General features: G+C 65.8%; 16 protein-coding genes and 1 pseudogene. 10 read left to right on the plus strand and 7 right to left on the minus strand.

Annotation, left to right across the window (positions count from 1 at the left end):
* The first annotated feature begins 11 nt into the window (after positions 1-11).
* Entirely contained in the window at positions 12-839 is an 828-nt protein-coding gene (locus tag BN971_RS21985) for an oxidoreductase (RefSeq protein ID WP_085180634.1), read from the plus strand.
* On the opposite strand, the gene BN971_RS21990 is transcribed toward BN971_RS21985, so the two are convergent.
* Positions 840-1,793 (minus strand): LLM class F420-dependent oxidoreductase, encoded by a 954-nt coding sequence (locus BN971_RS21990; protein WP_085180633.1) that lies wholly within the window; start codon positions 1,791-1,793, stop codon positions 840-842.
* A 313-nt stretch (positions 1,794-2,106) separates the two neighbouring features.
* Here BN971_RS21990 and BN971_RS21995 point away from each other — a divergent pair, with 313 nt between their 5' ends.
* The 9 genes from BN971_RS21995 (at position 2,107) to BN971_RS22035 (ending at position 13,508) form a co-directional block, all read left to right on the plus strand.
* Positions 2,107-2,430 carry a DMT family transporter gene (locus tag BN971_RS21995; RefSeq protein WP_085180856.1) on the plus strand — a complete coding sequence of 108 codons (324 nt, stop codon included), beginning with the start codon at positions 2,107-2,109 and terminating at the stop codon, positions 2,428-2,430.
* A gap of 78 nt (positions 2,431-2,508) precedes the next feature.
* On the plus strand, positions 2,509-3,204 hold the full coding sequence (locus BN971_RS22000) for a C39 family peptidase (protein WP_085180632.1): 696 nt from the start codon (positions 2,509-2,511) through the stop codon (positions 3,202-3,204).
* Positions 3,205-3,542: 338 nt separating this feature from the next.
* Positions 3,543-5,978 carry a glycogen/starch/alpha-glucan phosphorylase gene (locus BN971_RS22005; RefSeq protein ID WP_245836702.1) on the plus strand — a complete coding sequence of 812 codons (2,436 nt, stop codon included), beginning with the start codon at positions 3,543-3,545 and terminating at the stop codon, positions 5,976-5,978.
* Positions 5,979-6,260: 282 nt separating this feature from the next.
* Positions 6,261-6,734, plus strand: coding sequence for a GtrA family protein (locus BN971_RS22010; protein WP_085180630.1), 474 nt, complete (start codon positions 6,261-6,263; stop codon positions 6,732-6,734).
* Positions 6,735-7,114: 380 nt separating this feature from the next.
* Positions 7,115-8,506: a PE family protein gene (locus BN971_RS22015; RefSeq protein WP_085180629.1), complete on the plus strand. Its 1,392-nt coding sequence runs from the start codon at positions 7,115-7,117 to the stop codon at positions 8,504-8,506.
* Between the two features lie 96 nt (positions 8,507-8,602).
* A complete protein-coding gene (locus BN971_RS22020; RefSeq protein WP_090350584.1) occupies positions 8,603-9,031 on the plus strand; it encodes a hypothetical protein in 429 nt (142 codons plus the stop codon).
* 223 nt (positions 9,032-9,254) lie between these two features.
* Entirely contained in the window at positions 9,255-9,653 is a 399-nt protein-coding gene (locus BN971_RS22025; RefSeq protein ID WP_085180628.1) for an MmpS family transport accessory protein, read from the plus strand.
* Positions 9,650-12,475: an MMPL/RND family transporter gene (locus BN971_RS22030; RefSeq protein WP_085180627.1), complete on the plus strand. Its 2,826-nt coding sequence runs from the start codon at positions 9,650-9,652 to the stop codon at positions 12,473-12,475. Before BN971_RS22025 ends, BN971_RS22030 begins: the two co-directional genes overlap by 4 nt.
* A 205-nt stretch (positions 12,476-12,680) precedes the next feature.
* The gene (locus tag BN971_RS22035) at positions 12,681-13,508 is read left to right on the plus strand and encodes a mycofactocin-coupled SDR family oxidoreductase (RefSeq protein WP_085180626.1); all 828 of its coding nucleotides are present in this window, start codon (positions 12,681-12,683) and stop codon (positions 13,506-13,508) included.
* A gap of 7 nt (positions 13,509-13,515) precedes the next feature.
* Here the strand turns inward: BN971_RS22035 and BN971_RS22040 are convergent, their stop codons facing one another.
* From BN971_RS22040 to BN971_RS22065, 6 genes and pseudogenes are all read right to left on the minus strand, one after another.
* Positions 13,516-14,256, minus strand: a complete 741-nt coding sequence (locus tag BN971_RS22040; RefSeq protein WP_085180625.1) for an SDR family NAD(P)-dependent oxidoreductase — start codon at positions 14,254-14,256, stop codon at positions 13,516-13,518.
* A 7-nt stretch (positions 14,257-14,263) separates the two neighbouring features.
* A complete protein-coding gene (locus BN971_RS22045) occupies positions 14,264-14,548 on the minus strand; it encodes a hypothetical protein (protein WP_085180624.1) in 285 nt (94 codons plus the stop codon).
* A gap of 80 nt (positions 14,549-14,628) precedes the next feature.
* Complete coding sequence (locus BN971_RS22050) at positions 14,629-15,429, minus strand: SDR family oxidoreductase (RefSeq protein WP_211279801.1); 801 nt, start codon at positions 15,427-15,429, stop codon at positions 14,629-14,631.
* Positions 15,430-15,461: 32 nt separating this feature from the next.
* The gene (locus tag BN971_RS26495; protein ID WP_085180854.1) at positions 15,462-15,605 is read right to left on the minus strand and encodes a long chain fatty acid-CoA synthetase Faa4p; all 144 of its coding nucleotides are present in this window, start codon (positions 15,603-15,605) and stop codon (positions 15,462-15,464) included.
* Between the two features lie 241 nt (positions 15,606-15,846).
* Positions 15,847-15,981, minus strand: a pseudogene (locus BN971_RS26500) (type II toxin-antitoxin system death-on-curing family toxin); the annotation flags it as partial.
* Between the two features lie 73 nt (positions 15,982-16,054).
* Complete coding sequence (locus BN971_RS22065) at positions 16,055-16,468, minus strand: hypothetical protein (RefSeq protein ID WP_085180853.1); 414 nt, start codon at positions 16,466-16,468, stop codon at positions 16,055-16,057.
* Between the last annotated feature and the right edge of the window lie 3 nt (positions 16,469-16,471).

A 16,471-nucleotide genomic window follows, 5' to 3' on the forward strand; every position in this document is an offset into this window, starting at 1 on the left:
GAGACACCCCGATGTCCACCTGGCTGATCACCGGATGTTCCACCGGGCTGGGGCGGGCCCTGGCCGAAGCCGTCCTCGGCGCCGGCGACAACGCCGTCGTCACCGCGCGCGACGTCGCCAAGGTGGCCGACCTGGCCGATCGCGCGCCGGACCGGGCCCTGGCCGCCGGCCTGGACGTCACCCATCCCGCACAGGTCGCCGCGGTCGTGCGACGGGCCGAGGAGCGGTTCGGCGGCGTGGACGTGCTGGTCAACAACGCCGGCTACGGGTATCGCGCGGCCGTCGAAGAGGGCGACGACGCCGAGGTCCGCGCCCTGTTCGACACGCACTTCTTCGGCGCCGTCGCGATGATCAAGGCGGTGCTGCCCGGCATGCGCGCGCGCCGCAGCGGCGCGATCGTCAACATCTCCTCGATCGGGGCGCAGATCAATCCGGTGGGATCCGGCTACTACGCCGCGGCCAAGGCCGCCATGGAGGCAATGAGCGGCGCCTTACGCGGTGAGCTTGCGCCACTGGGCATTTCGGTGACGGTGGTGGAGCCGGGCGCTTTCCGCACCGACTTCGCCGGACGCTCCCTCATCCAGTCGGCGACCGTCATCGACGACTACGCGGACACCGCCGGGCGGCGCCGCAAGGAGAACGACACGATGCACGGAACGCAGGCCGGCGACCCCGCCAAGGCCGCCGCCGCGATCATCACCGCCGTGAACGCACCCGAGCCGCCCAGCTTCCTGCTGCTCGGACCCGACGCCCTGGCGATCTATCGGTACGTCGCCGAAGCCCGCGCCGCGGAGATCGCGAGGTGGGAACAGCTTACGGGCGCAACCAATTTCGACTGATCAGCGAAGCTGCGGCAGCACGTCGCGCTCGTAGGCCGCGAAGAAGCCGTCCTTGTCCGGGCCGATCTGCTGCACGTACACCTCGTCGATGTCGGCGTCGAGGTATTCGCGCACCCTCGCGACGTGCGTGTCCGGGTCCGCGCCGCAGGTGACGGCCTCGGCGACCTGGTCCGGCGTGACGAGTGACATCAGCGCGGCGAAGTCCTTCGGCCGCGGCAGGGTCTGCGCGGACTGCCCGGGCAGCGCGTCGTTACCCCACAACCGGTGCGCGATCTCGAGCGCCGTGTCGGCGTCTTCGTCCCAGCTGACCTTGGCGCCGGCCTGGACGGGCTTGTCGCCGCCGCCGGACTCCCGGAACGTCTTCACCAGGTCGGGTTCGGGCATCACCAGCACGTAGCCGTCGCCGATGCGGCCGGCCAGCTCCGCGCCCTGCGGTCCGAACCCGGAGACGTAGATCGGCACCGGCTGCTCGGGCCGCGTGTAGATCCGGGCCTCCTGCACCTCGTAGTACTTGCCGTGGTGGCTCACCTCGTGGTCGCGGTGCAGCAACCGGATGACCTCGACCGCCTCCTCGAGCATCTCCTGGCGCACGCCGACCGACGGCCAGCGGTCGCCCAGAATGTGTTCGTTGAGTGCCTCGCCGCTGCCGACGCCCAGCACGAACCGGCCGTCGAGCTGCACGGCGGCGGTGGCCGACGCCTGGGCGATGATCGCCGGGTGGGTCCGGATGGTCGGGCAGGTGACGGCCGTGCTGACCGGGAGCGACGTCGCCTCCGACAACGCGCCGATGACGCCCCATACGAACGGGCTCTGGCCCTGCTCGTCGTTCCAGGGATGAAAGTGGTCGGAGATCCACAGCGCGTCGAACCCGGCCGCCTCCGCACGCTTGGCCTGGTCGATCAGTTCTTTCGGGTCGTATTGCTCGCAGGACAGGAAGTATCCGATCTTGGTCATGCGGTGCGGGCTACCCGCTGGGCGATGCGTTATGCGGGCCGCCGAGTCACATCCCGACTCAGCGGTCACGCGGCCGGGGGAACAAGGCTTTTTGCCCACCTCATAGCGACTATCCACCGGCCGCACGCGCGCTGTCGCTGTGAGGCGGGCAAACAGGCGATCGGCGCGGCGGCGATGTCGTTTCAGGGCGCGTAGTACGTTCCCGCCAGGGCGGCGTCCTCCCCCACCACGTCGCTCACGTCGAATCGCAGCGGCTGCACCGGAGGGGACATGGGTGCCACGCTGGATGGACGGCCAGGTGAAGGAGACGCTCGTGACCTATCTCTTGCTGTTGTGCGCGATTTTCGCCGAGGTCGCGGCGACCAGCCTGCTCAAGAGCACCGAGGGGTTCACCCGCCTCTGGCCGACCGTGATCTGCCTGATCGGTTACGCGGTCTCGTTCGCTCTTCTCGCGGTGTCGATCTCGCGGGGCATGCAGACCGACGTCGCCTACGCGTTGTGGTCGGCCATCGGGACGGCCGCGATCGTGGCGATCGCCGTGCTCTTCCTCGGCTCGCCGATCTCGGTGACCAAGGTCGCCGGCATCGTGCTCATCATCGCCGGGGTCGTCACCCTGAATCTCTCCGGCGCCCACTAGGTAACGCGGACGCCCCATTCCGAGATAGCCATTTCACAGGGCCTAAAGGCCCCGAAAGGCTCCCGGAGGGAACACCGCATGATCATCGCCCGCATCGTCGGTGCGGCCGCGCTGGCCTGTGCGTCGATGGCGGGCTTGACGACGGGCACCGCGCACGCGTCCCCCGACCGGCCGACCGGTGAGGGCATTCTCTACGGCGACCCCGCGGCGGCCGCCCCGTTCTGGCGATACCAGCAATACGACGACGACTGCGTGGAAATGGCGGTCGCCGATGTGGTCGGCGAACTGACCGGCCGGCGGCCGTCCGAGCAGTCCATCGTCAAGCTGGCCCAGGCGACCCCGAGCACGGTCCACCCCGGGCCCATCTACACCAAGCCGACGAAGCGCAAGCCGGGCAGCGGGACCGCGTTCGGGGACGAACCGGCGCTCCTCGCGCACTACGGCATCCACGCGGTGGACACCGACGACCAGAAAGCCTCGAAGACCGGCGCCGCCACGGGCGTGAGTGCGCTCGAACGGTACCTGGCCCGCGGGCGCAAGGTCATCGTCGCGGTCAACGCCGAGCTCATCTGGCGCGAGCCCGTCGAAGACACCACCCCGGACGGACGGCCCGCGTCCAACCACGCCGTGGTGGTCACGGGCGTCGACGCCGCGGCCGCCGTGGTGCACCTCAATGACAGCGGTATCGAAGACGGCCGGGACGAACAGGTCCCGATGGACGTTTTCGTGCGCTCCTGGGCCACCGGGGACGACGAGATGACGGTGACCGCCTAGCCGCCATTTCCTCCCCGCGCAAGGGCGCACAGGTTGAATCATTGCCATCCCAACCGCTGCACCAGCCGTTCGATCCGCTGCGCCTTGTTGTCGTAGACCGGTGGTCGCGGACACTGCAACGCCGCCTCGTCGCCGGCAGGTGGGCTGGCGTTCACGTCGTGGACGTCAAATCCGCGCCTGGTGTGCAAATTCCGCTGCAAAACTGACGGCCTGCCGCGGCCGGCGTGGCTTCGGAGGAAGTAGGACTCGCGATGACCGATGTCGACCTGACACCCTCCGACGGAACGAGTTCCGGCAACGCAGCGCCCGCCGCTGGGGTCGAGCATTCACGCACCGGGATGGGCGCGGCCGCGCTGCAGCGGGCCATCACCGACCATCTGCGCTACTCGGTCGGCCGTCCGGCCGCCGCGCTTCGGCCGGAGCACTACTACCGGGCACTCGCCCTGGCCGTGCGCGATCGCATGCAGGACCGCCGGGTGGCATCGACGCAGACGTCACTCGACCTCGGCCGCAAGGTGACCTGCTACCTGTCGGCCGAGTTCCTGATGGGCCCGCAGCTGGGCAACAATCTGCTGAACCTGCGCATGGAGCGGGCGGCGCGGGAAGCGCTGGCGGCCATGGGCCAGGATTTCGACGAGGTCTTGGCTTGCGAGGAGGAACCGGGGCTGGGCAACGGCGGCCTCGGCAGGCTGGCCGCGTGTTACCTGGACTCGCTGGCCACCCTGGAGCGCCCCGCGATCGGTTACGGCATCCGCTACGAATTCGGCATCTTCAACCAGGAGATCCGCGACGGCTGGCAGGTGGAGAAGACCGACAACTGGCTCGGTAAGGGAAACCCCTGGGAGATAGCCAAACCCGATGTCAGTTACCTCGTGAAGTGGGGCGGTTACGCCGAGCACTACACCGATGACGGCGGCGACGACCGCGTGCGCTGGGTGCCGGGCCGGTTGCTGAAAGGCGTCGCCTACGACACGCCCATCCAGGGCTACGGGGTCAACACGTGCAACGTTCTGACGCTGTGGAGCGCACGGGCCGTCGAGTCCTTCGCCGTGGAGGCCTTCAACATCGGCGATTACTACAAGGCGGTCGAGGACGAGGTCACGTCCGAAACCGTCACCAAGGTGCTCTACCCCAACGACGAGCCCGAGGCCGGTAAGCGCCTGCGCCTGCTCCAGCAATACTTCTTCGTGTCCTGCTCGCTGCAGCACATGCTGCACATCGTCGACGACCTGGCCGACGCCTCGGTCCGCGAACTCCCGCAACGCTTCGCCGTCCAGCTGAACGACACCCACCCATCAATCGCGGTCGCCGAACTCATGCGGTTGCTGATCGACGAGCGCCACCTGGACTGGGACGAGGCGTGGGACATCACCGTCGAAACGTTCTCCTACACCAACCACACTCTGCTGCCGGAGGCGCTGGAGACGTGGCCGCTGGAGATGTTCGCCGAGTCGCTGCCGCGCCACCTTCAGCTCATCTACGAGATCAACCACCGGTTCCTCGACGAGGTGCACGCCCGCTTCCCCGGCGACGGCGACCGGCTCCGGCGCATGTCCATCATCGGCGAGGACGGCAACAAGAACGTCCGGATGGCGCACCTTGCGACCGTCGGCAGCCACGCCGTCAACGGCGTCGCCGCGCTGCACTCCGAGCTCCTGAAAACCAGTGTGCTGAAGGACTTTTACGAGATGTGGCCGGAGCGGTTCAGCAACAAGACCAACGGCGTGACGCCTCGCCGCTTCCTCGCGCTGGCCAATCCCGGCCTGCGCGATCTGCTGGACCGCACCGTCGGGGAGGGCTGGCTGACCGATCTCGGACGCCTGCGCGGCCTGGAGCCGTTCGCCGACGACGCGTCCTTCCGCCAGCAGTGGCGCGACATGAAGCGCGGCAACAAGGCGCGCCTCGCCGAATACGTCCGCTCGGTGACGGGTGTCGACCTGGACCCGGACTGGATGTTCGACGTCCAGGTCAAGCGCATCCACGAGTACAAACGCCAGCACCTCAACGTCCTGCACATCGTCGCGCTCTACCACCGGCTCAAGCGCGATCGCAGCCTGTCGATTCCGCCGCGGGCGTTCATCTTCGGCGGCAAGGCCGCCCCCGGCTACTTCATGGCCAAGCGGATCATCAAGCTCATCTGCGCGGTCGGGGAGACCGTGAACGCCGACCCGGACGTCAACCGGTTCCTCAAGGTGGTGTTCCTGCCGAACTTCAACGTGCAGAACGGGCAGATGGTGTACCCGGCGGCCGACCTGTCCGAACAGATCTCCACCGCCGGCAAGGAGGCGTCGGGCACCGGCAACATGAAGTTCATGATCAACGGCGCCCTGACCATCGGCACGCTCGACGGTGCGAATGTCGAGATCCGCGAAGAGGTGGGACCGCAGAACTTCTTTCTGTTCGGCCTCACCGAGCAGGAGGTCGTGGCGGTCAAGGCACACGGATACTGCCCGGCCGACTGGATCGACGCAAACGAAGAGCTGCGCACAACGCTGGAATCGATTGCGGGCGGGACATTTTCGCGCGGCGACACCGAGGTGTTCCGGCCGCTGGTCGACAACCTCCGTTACGACGACCCGTTCCTGGTGTGCGCGGACTACGCGTCCTACATCAACTGCCAGGAGCAGGTCAGCGCGGCGTGGCAGGACAGCGAGTTGTGGACCAAGATGTCGATCCTGAACGCCGCGCGCAGCGGCAAATTCTCGTCGGATCGCGCCATCGCCGAGTACTGCGACGAGATCTGGAACGTCTGGCCGCTGACCGTGAAGATCTGAACTCCACAAAGCCGAAAGCCGGCTGGCACAGCGCCTCAGATGCCCAGTCGGTCTCCCTCGAGTTGACGCCTCGGACAACGCACTTCGACTGCACCTCGTCCGTGCGGTTAACGCCGGGCAATGAACGCGACATGACCTGGTCCTTTTCTCTCCAGCCACCGACATCCGAAGGTAGCTGCGAAGCTACCCAGCGGCGCAAAGCTCAGACGCGACAACGTCTCTCGCGCGGGGAGTTGGCCTGTTGATCACCCGGTCGATACCTGGTCGTGCGACTGTACGGGTGTGCAAGGCCCGTCCCGGGTCGGGCGGTCACGGCCGGTCGACCGATTTCACGATCTGTGCAATGCCTGCGTCGGCCGGCTTCCGTTCGGGCTCTACTCGATCGTCGCGCCGACGTTTCTCGGTTTCTGCCTGATCAACGGATTCACCTTTGTGCTCGATCTGGCGATCCTCACGTGCCTGCACAGCGGCCTGGGGCTTCCGGTGCCGATCTCCGTGACGATCGCATACGGCACCGCCTTCGCCCTGAGCTACGCGCTCAACCGCACCTTGAACTTCCGATCCCACGCCCCCGTCGGGCCGCAGGTCTCGGTGTACGTGGTGGTGGTCGTCGTCAACTACCTGATTTTCGTCCTCGGTGTGTGCAGTGTGTTGGCGGCCAGTGGAGTGCAGTATCAGCTCGCGCGCCTGGTGGCTGGCTGCAGTGAAGCGGTTTACATGTACTGCGGGATGAGGTGGCTCGTCTTCCGCCGTTGACTGGCCGGCACCCGGCGCCGATACCTTCGGGGAAGCGTGCGATGGGTGTTTGCCACCGTCGCTACGGTGTATGTGAAAAATCTCGGGGACCGAACGCCGCTTCCGATCAGCGAAGAGATAGGCAGCCACCAACTTCTCGCTTCGATTCCTCAACAGCGCCAGGCTGAAGAGGCGCATTCGCAAGATGGCTTGAGCCCGATCCGCGCCAATACGCGTAATGGCGGGGTGGGAAGGATTCGTTCACAGCTCCCGCATGGCGAACGCCTAACGAATACCCAGTCGAAACGGGCCGCGACGGACGTTCGGCGGCGTTATCGTTATGCGATTAAACGCCGATTTGGTCCGCCGCCGGATCGCATAGTCAATACCGGAGGTTTAATATGTCAACACTCGTGACCTTGCCGCCATTTCTGCAGTCTGCGGCATCGCAATTAACCGGTATCGGCTCCGCGATCAGTGCGGCCACCAGTGCCGCGGCGGCCCCGACCACCACGATCGTCGCGGCCGGGGCCGACGAAGTCTCGGCGGCCGTGCAGACACTGTTCTCCGAACACGCGGAGGCCTATCAGGAATTGAGCGCGCAGGCCGCCGCGTTTCACGCCCAGTTCGTGCAGGCCATGAGTGGCGCCGCAGAAGCGTACGCGGCCGCCGAGTCCGCCAACGCCTCACCGTTACAAAGTCTCGCGCAAGCGGCAGCGGCGGTGGAGAATTCGGCGAACTACGGGTACGGCAACGTCGGCAGCGGCAACGTCGGTTTCTTCAATACCGGCGAGTACAACTTCGGCGCGTTCAATACCGGCACCCTCAACTTCGGACTCGGCAACCTCAGCCCCAACTTCGCCGTCCCCGATCCGACCAAAATCAGCGTGTTCGGCGGCTTCGGCCTGTTCAACAGCGGCCTGGACAACATCGGCGCCTTCAACACCGGCAACATCAACATCGGCATCGGCAACGTCAGCCCGAACTTCCAGTTCGACCCCAACAACCTCACCGATTTCGGCAATCTCGGCTTCTTCAACAACGGCATGGACAACGTCGGCGCCTTCAACGTCGGCACCCACAACAGCGGCTTCCCGCTCGGACCCCTGGGCTTCCTGGGCATCGGCAACCACGGCAACTACGACCAGGGCCTGCTCAACTTCGGCAACAACGACCTCGGCATCGGCCTGTTCGGCGACAACCTGATCGGCGTCGGCCCACTACACATCAGCGACGGCGCGCTGACGTCGGCCCTGCATTCGCTCCCGACCGCGGCGGTCGCGCAGGCCGCGCAGAACTACGGCTACGGCAACGTCGGCAGCGGCAACGTCGGTTTCTTCAATACCGGCACCTCCAACTTCGGCATCGGCAACACCGGCACCCTGAACTTCGGCATCGCGAATGTCAGCCCCAACTTCACGTTCGACCCGACCAACATCTCCGCCTTCGGCGGCCTCGGCTTCTTCAACAACGGCCTGGACAACATCGGCGCCTTCAACACCGGCAACATCAACATCGGCATCGGCAACGTCAGCCCCAACTTCACGTTCGACCCCAACAACCTCACCGATTTCGGCAATCTCGGCTTCTTCAACAACGGCATGGACAACGTCGGCGCCTTCAACGTCGGCACCCACAACAGCGGCTTCCCGCTCGGGCCCCTGGGCTTCCTGGGCATCGGCAACCACGGCAACTACGACCAGGGCCTGCTCAACTTCGGCAACAACGACCTCGGCATCGGCCTGTTCGGCGACAACCTGATCGGCGTCGGCCCGTTCCACATCACCCAGTAGATCGGTGGCATCGCCGGTCGGGCGAAGCCGTCGGCCGTTTGGGGTAGCGTTCGTCACGACGCCTTTGGTTGGTTCGACTGTGGAGCGAGGGCCGGGATGATCAATTCGATTCTGTTCGGCTGGCTGACCATCGTGGCCCTGGCATTGGCGCTGGTGTTCGCCGTCTTCGCCGCCGTATACGTCAAGCGGCTCGGGGACCGAACGCCGTCCCCCATCAGCGACGAAATAGGCAGCGCGAAAGCGGTCACCCGCAAAGTGCGCAAACGCGAGCCAATGTCGCAGGAGGAGCTGAATTATGCGAGGCAACTCCTTGCAGACCGTAGCTCATTGATGACGTTCAGCATCCCCGGCACTTTGTTCATGGCGGGCTGCTTTTATATTTTCGGCAGCCTTTACCACTTGCATGGTGCGACACCCTCCGAGCGGACATTCCTCGGGGTTTTTCCCATGCTCGCCTCCATGAACTTGACGACTCAGATCCTGCGCAGCGCGAGGTTGAAACGGCGCCTGCGGAAGATGTCCTGAACGAGCCCGGGGCGCCTGGTGCGATCGCCGGCAGTTGGGCACGCCCCCCGGGCGTCGCGGTCGCGTTCTGGACGCATTGCCGATAGTCTCTATGTCCATTGGGTACAGGAACGTCTACTATCCGCACGCCGATGAGGCAAAACACGAGGTCTGGGACCTGCTTCGGGGAGGTGGTCGAGTGAGCCCTCGTTCGGTCGGCAGGACCGTCCTGGCGCGGGCCTGGATGCCGTTGGTCGCCGTCGTCGCGGTCGGGGTGGGGGCGGTGGGCATGTGGAAGGTGCACCAGTTGTCCGCCCCCCCGCCCGTCGTCACCGTCAATGAGCCGGCAGCACCTCCGGAGTTCAGCATCAAACGGCTCACGTACGAGTTGTTCGGCTCCGCCGGGCAGGGGGGCTTGCTCGTCTGGGTGGACATCGACGGGCATCCGCACCAGGTTAATCTGACGACCTTGCCGTGGTCGCACACGGAGACGACCACGCTCACCGTGGTGTCCGGCAGCATCTCGGCGCAGGTTCATGGCGGTCAAGTGGGCTGCCGATTGCTGGTGGATGGCGTTGTCCGCGCCGAACAGTCGGATACCCACCAGGATGCGCACGTCTTCTGCCTGGTGAAATCCGCATGAGCGAGCATCACGCGGAGCACCGGACGAGACGACCCTTCGTCCCCAGGATGGTCCGCATCTTCGCGATACCGATCATCGTCTTCTGGGCCCTTCTCGCGGTGTCGACGAACACCTTCATGCCCCAAGTCGAGAGGGTCGCAGAGGAACTCGCGGGTCCCGTGGTCCCGCACTACGCGCCGTCGCAGCGGTCGCTGCTGGCCATCGGTGCGAAGTTCCACGAGTCCAATTCGACCAGCCTGGCCATGATCGTGCTGGAAGCGAACCGGCCGCTGGGCGACGTGGACCATCAGTACTACGACGATTTGGTGCGCCGGTTCAAGCAGGACCCCAAGCATGTGCAGTACGTCATGGACCTGTGGGGGAAGCCGATCACCGCGGCGGGGGCGCAGAGCCTTGACGGCAAGTGCGCGTACGTGCTGTTGCGTCTCGCGGGCGATATAGGCCAGATGCAGGCGAATGAGTCCGTTGCCGCCGTCCGGGACATCGTCGCCCGGGACACGCCGCCGGCCGGGCTCAAGGTCTACGTCAGCGGCGCGGCCCCGCTAGCCAAAGACACTGTGGCCATTGCGAATTCAAGCTTGAATGACATCACGATCGTGACGATCTTCCTCATCATCGGGATGTTGCTGCTGGTGTACCGCTCCATCGTCACCCTGTTTGTGCCCTTGGCCGGAGTGCTGTTCGAGATGCTGGTCGCGAAGGGGGTCATCGCTACCCTCGGGCATCTCGGGTACATCGAGCTGTCGTCGTTCGCCGTGAACATCGTGGTCGCGCTGACCCTGGGGGCGGGGACCGATTACGGCATCTTCCTGATGGGCCGCTATCACGAGGCGCGACACGACGGCGAAGGCAGGGAGGAGGCGTTTTACACCGCATACAAGAGCGTCACGCCGGTCATCCTCGGCTCGGGGCTGACCATCGCAGGGGCGTGTTACTGCCTCACTTTCGCGCGGCTCAACTACTTCCACACCATGGGGCCGGCTGTGGCAATCAGCATGCTGTTCACCATCGCGGCGGCGCTGACGCTCGGCCCGGCCTTCTTGACAGTGGGCAGCCTTTTCGGGCTTTTCGATCCGAAAAGCCAGGCCAAGGCGCATCTGTATCGGCGCATCGGGACGAGCGTGGTCCGGTGGCCGGTGCCCATCCTCGCGGCCAGTGCCGCCGCCGTCATGTTCGGCGCAATCTTCGTGCCGACCTACCGGCAGAACTACGATGACCGGCAGTACCAGCCACGCACCGGGCCCGCCAATCTGGGTTTCGCGGCGGCGGATCGGCACTTCCCGAAGAGCAAACTGTTCTCCGAGATGCTCATGATCGAGACGGATCACGACATGCGTAACTCGGCCGACTTCATCTCATTGGACCGGGCGGCCAAGGCCCTCACGCGTCTCCCCGGCGTCGCGATGGTGCAAAGCATCACCAGACCCATGGGCCGGGCTTTGGAACATGCCACGATTCCCTACTTGTTCACCACCCAAGGCAGCGGCAGCGGCCAACAGCTCCCGTTCAACCAGCAGCAAAATGCCAATACCGATCAGCAGGCTCAGATCACGCAGCACACAGTCGCGGTCTTGCGCAAGGAGATTGGCTTCTTCCAGACGATGTCGGACGAGATGCACAAGACGGTCCTCACGATGGAGGACATGCAACAGGTCACCGACGAGTTACGGTCCAACCTGGCCAACCTCGAAGACTTCTTCCGGCCGATCCGCAGCTATTTCTATTGGGAGAGACATTGTTTCGACATTCCGGTGTGCTGGGCATTCAGGTCGCTGTTCGAGTCGATCGACGGCCTCGACAAGATGGCCGACGATATCAAGGACGCCGTAACGTCCCTTGAGGTCATCGACAAGACCTTGCCGCAAATCATCACGCAACTGCAGCTCACGGCCGACGACTCGGAGGCTTTGGCCAATCTTCTCGTCAGCACCTACGGCCAGTCGTCTTTGCAGACCACACAGACCAATCAGACGTTCGACGACCAGATCAATGTGGGGCTCGACTTCGACCAGTCCCGCAGCGACGACTACTTTTACATCCCGCACGAGGCTTTCGACAATGAGGACCTGAAGACCGGTATGCAGCTCCTGATGTCGCCGGACGGCCAGGCTGCCCGGTTGATCGTCACCCACGAGGGCGACGCCAATGGGCCGGAAGGCGTGCAGCACGTCGAACAGTTCCCCACAGCGATAACCACGGCGCTCAAAGAGACCTCCCTGGCCGGCGCGAGAGTCTATATCGGCGGCTCGGGGTCGACCAACAAGGACATCAAGGAATACGCGGCCTCGGATCTGCTGATCGTGGCGATCGCGGCCTTCGTGCTGATCTTCTTGATCATGTTGTTCCTGACCCGAAGTCTGATGGCCGCCTTGGTCATTCCCAGCACCGTGGCCTTCTCGTACGCCGGAGCGTTCGGGCTCTCCATCCTGGTCTGGCAGCACCTCATCGGCCTGCCCCTGTACTGGCTGATCTTGCCGCTGACGTTCATCATCCTGGTGGCGGTGGGTTCCGACTACAACCTCCTGCTGATCCTGCGCGTCAAAGAGGAGTTGCACGCCGGAATTCACACGGGTCTGATCCGCGCGCTCGGCAGCACCGGTGGCGTGGTGACGTCCGCGGGTCTGGTGTTCGCCTTCACCATGCTGGCGATGCTCACCAGTGATCTGAGAACGATCGGCCAGGTGGGTTCGACGGTGTGCATCGGCCTGCTGCTCGACACGCTGATCGTGCGTTCGTTCGTGGTGCCGTGCATCCTGAGAATCCTGGGGCCATGGTTCTGGTGGCCGACGCTGGTACGGGCCCGTCCGCTGCCGGCGCGTTGATGACCGGCGCCCGCGAAACATAAACTGCTGCGACCCTTTTCGGCGTGTCGTGTGCATGGTTTATGTGTCGCGGCGCCCGGTGTCAGGCCGATCCCGCTCGACGGAGCATTGACCGTGTTGAGCGCATCTCTTTAGTGTGTTCACGGGTAGAACCCGAAGTCCTCCGCGCTGTACAACGGGCCCGCCACAGAAAGGCCGAGATCGCATGAGTAGCAACGACACACCGCTGGCCGGCCGCGTCGCCTTCGTCACCGGCGCCGCACGCGGACAGGGCCGCTCGCACTGCGTCCGGCTGGCCCGGGCCGGGGCCGACATCGTGGCCATCGACGCGTGCGGCCCGGTCGCGGCGCACAACGGGTACCCGGCCTCGACTCCGGAGGACCTTGCCGAAACCACCGCGCTGGTCGAAAGCGAGGGCCGCAAGATGCTGGCCGATCAAGTCGACGTCCGCGACGCCGCGGGGCAACAGCGCGTCGTCGACGAGGCGATCACCCAGTTCGGCCGCCTCGACGTCGTGGTCGCCAACGCCGGGGTGCTCAACTGGGGCCGCCTGTGGGAGATCTCGGCGCAGCAATGGCAGGACGTCCTCGACGTCAACCTCACCGGGGTGTGGAACACCATCAAAGCCGCTGTGCCCGCGATGATTCGGGCGGGCAACGGCGGATCGATCATCACGATCAGCTCGGCCGCCGGCGTCAAAGCCGTGCCGGGGTGCGGTCATTACTGCGCCAGCAAGTTCGGCGTGGTCGGGCTGACGAACTCGCTGGCGGTGGAACTCGGCGGCTACGGGATTCGGGTGAACTCGGTGCACCCCTACGGAACCGACACCCCGATGGGCAACGACCCCTCGATGTGGCAACTGTTCGCCGACAATCAGACCTACGTCCACAGCTTCTCCCCCGGCGCGCTGCCCACCGACGCGCTCGCGGACCCGGGACTGGTGTCCGACATCGTCGTGTGGCTGGCCAGCGATGCCTCCTCGTTGGTGACCGCCGCGCAGATACCCGCGGACAAGGGCTACCTGAAGATCTGAGCCGTTGTCAGCCCGCGCCCTTGCCGTTGTCCACCCGGTAGACGGCGCCGTGGACGGCGGCCGCGGCGTCACTGGCCAGGAACGCGATCACGTTCGCGACGTCGGCGGGCTGCATCATGCCGCGCGGCGAGGCCGTGCGCATGATCAGGTCGTAGTTCGGGTCGTCCGGCGCGCTGAAGTGTTCGATTTGCGGCGTCAGCATGCCGCCGGGGCAGATTGCGTTGACCCGCAGGCGATCCGCGGTGTACTCCACCGCCAGCGCGCGGGTGAGGCCGACCAAGCCGTGCTTGGCCGCGCAGTAGCCGGCCGAGTAGGCCTGGCCTTCCACGCCGGCGATGGAACTGACGTTGACGATGTTGCCGCCACGCACCAGCAGGTGGGGCAGCGCCGCCCGGCACAGGTAGAACGGCCCGCTCAGATTGACGGCGAGGTCGTCCGACCAGTCGTCGTCGGTCATCGACTCGGTGCGGCGCATCTGGTGTCGCCCGGCGATGTTGATGAGGGCGTCCAGCCCGCCGAACTCGCGGACGCACTGCTCGACGGCGTCCGCGCAGGCTTGCGCGGAGGTGACGTCCACCGGCGCGTGGGAACCGCGCTCCACGTCGGCGAACACCTCCGCCAGCCGCGTGGCATCCCTGGCGATGCCGAAAACTGTTGCGCCCTGTCGGGATAACAACCGGGCGGTCTCCGCGCCGAGGCCCGACGACGCGCCGGTCACCAGCATGACCTTGCCCTGCAGCGTTGACATGTCGGGCCTACCAGGACCGCATCCGCGCCACGCCGCCCCACAGCAGCCCAAGTGGCATAACGAGATTGCGTCCGAACAATTGCGCGGCGTCGGGAAGCATGTGCTCCCGCCGCAGCTTGCGCCGGATTGCGCGGGCGGCCAGCATCGCGAGCAGGCTCGTCGCCTGCCTGCCGAGCGCGATCCGGCTGGTTCGCTTGTTCCACGGCGGCGCCGTCGAGGCGGCCCGCCGACCGAGGCAGTAGCCCGCACACGTCGCCATCGCCAGCGCGGCGAACCCGGCAAGCATCATCATGAGTTGAGCGTTGTTTGCCAGCGTCGCGGCAGGGTCACGGTGCAGACACACCTTGGCCAAGACGTGAACCGGTTCCGGCGTCAGCCCGGCGAATCGGGTGCGCCCGGGGCCGTCAACCAGCCACCGCCGTCGACCACCAGGACTGCCCCGGTGATGTATGAGGCGGCGTCGCTGGCCAAGAACAGCACCGCGTCGGCGACCTCGGTGGTCGAACCGGGACGCTGCAGGGGATTCCGCGCGGTGCGCTGCCGGTTGTCGCCGGCGACTCTCTTGACGCCCTCGGTGCCCGACATCGCACCGGGCGCGACGACGTTCACCCGGACCCCGTCCGACCCCCATTCGATCGCACTGGCGCGGGTGAGCGCGTCGACGCCGGCTTTGGCCGAGACGACGTGGGCCTGCAAGGCCATGCCGCGGTACTGGATGGCGGCGCTGATATTGACCACGGCGCCGCCGTGCTCGCGCAGCCAGAGGTCATAGGCGGCCTTGGAAACGTTGAAGGTGCCCAGCAGGTCGATGTCGACCACGGCCTTGAAGCCGTTGGGGCTCAGTTCGCTGATGGGTGCGGGAAAGTTGCCCGCGGCGTTGTTGACGACGATGTCGAGTCGCCCGAACGCCCGCAGCACGTCGTCGATGACGGTTGTCACCTCGTCGTGGCGACGGACGTCGCAGACGCCGTAGATGGCTTCGATCCCCTCTTGCCGCAGGGTGTCGACCGCCGCCCGCAGGTTGTCTTCCTTGCGGCTGCAGATGGCGACGCGCGCCCCGTGGCCGCCGAGCACCCGGGCGATTTCCAGGCCGAGGCCGGTGGCGCCGCCGGTGACCAGCGCCGCCTTGCCCTGCAGCAGGTCGGGTCGAAACGGACTGCGGCGGATCGTCACGGTGGGCGCGGAGCGGCGAAAGCCGTTGGACGCTAGCCGGTCTCGCGTGCGACGTACACGGCGACGTAGCCGATCGGGATGCCGGTGCGGGCCGCGATGCATTCGCGCGCCGCCAACTCCACCGCGGCGCGACGGGTCGCGCGGGTGATGCCGTCGATTTCGGGAATCCGGATCATCCAACCGTCGGTGTCGCGGTTGATCTCGATGTCAAAGCACTGGCCGACCGTCACACAGTTCACGGGGTTGGCGAAACGGTGGGTGCGGCCGGTGTGCAACGATCGCGGGCGCCGCAAAGTGGGCTGAAGAGGCATGGGTCTGTTCCTGAGTCGATGACAAGCCGCGGGCTAGAGTAATGCGAGGCAAGGCAAAACACCTAATCGGCACGTGCCGTGCAGCGTCGGCTGCTCGCCGCACGACTCACCCTTCCCGATAGCTCCAACCGCGCAATTGTCCCGCAATCTCGTCGAGGCCTGGCATCGCACCGGTGGCAACTTCGATCACGAAATCGAATCGTTCCTGTTCCGGCGCCTTGATCCGCCCAGCGTCGATGGCGGATTGAGGTGCAGATACCCGTCCGGGCTCGGGCGCCCGAGGCGCCGCGGCATTGATCCCGATGAATCGTCCGTCACGCGACTGCCCGCAGCCGCTTCTTCAAGGCCGCGATTCGCAGCAGTCGGATGGTCATGTTTGTGGCACCGAACATCGGGCCCACTCCGATGTAAGGGCGCAGGGAGTGGGGTCCATGCACTTCCAGGCCGCCGAACAGGAAGACGCATCCGAGGGAGAAAATGGCGGCGGGGATGGAAAAAGCCAGCAAGGATCCGCGATCGGCGACAGCCTGCGCCGCAAAATCCGACTCCTCCTGCGACAGCGGTTCGCCTTTACGCAGCTTCCTGAAGACCGTGGCGGAGCTTCCGACGGCCTCACTCGTCGGTGTCGGTGCGCGTCCCAGGACCCGGTTGACGAAGACGAAGGCAAGGCCGGCGAACAACACCAAAGCCGCCCCCGCGAGCACCGCCAGGTAACCAAAAAGGCTCAACTG

Source organism: Mycobacterium bohemicum DSM 44277, assembly GCF_001053185.1.
GTDB lineage: Bacteria > Actinomycetota > Actinomycetes > Mycobacteriales > Mycobacteriaceae > Mycobacterium > Mycobacterium bohemicum.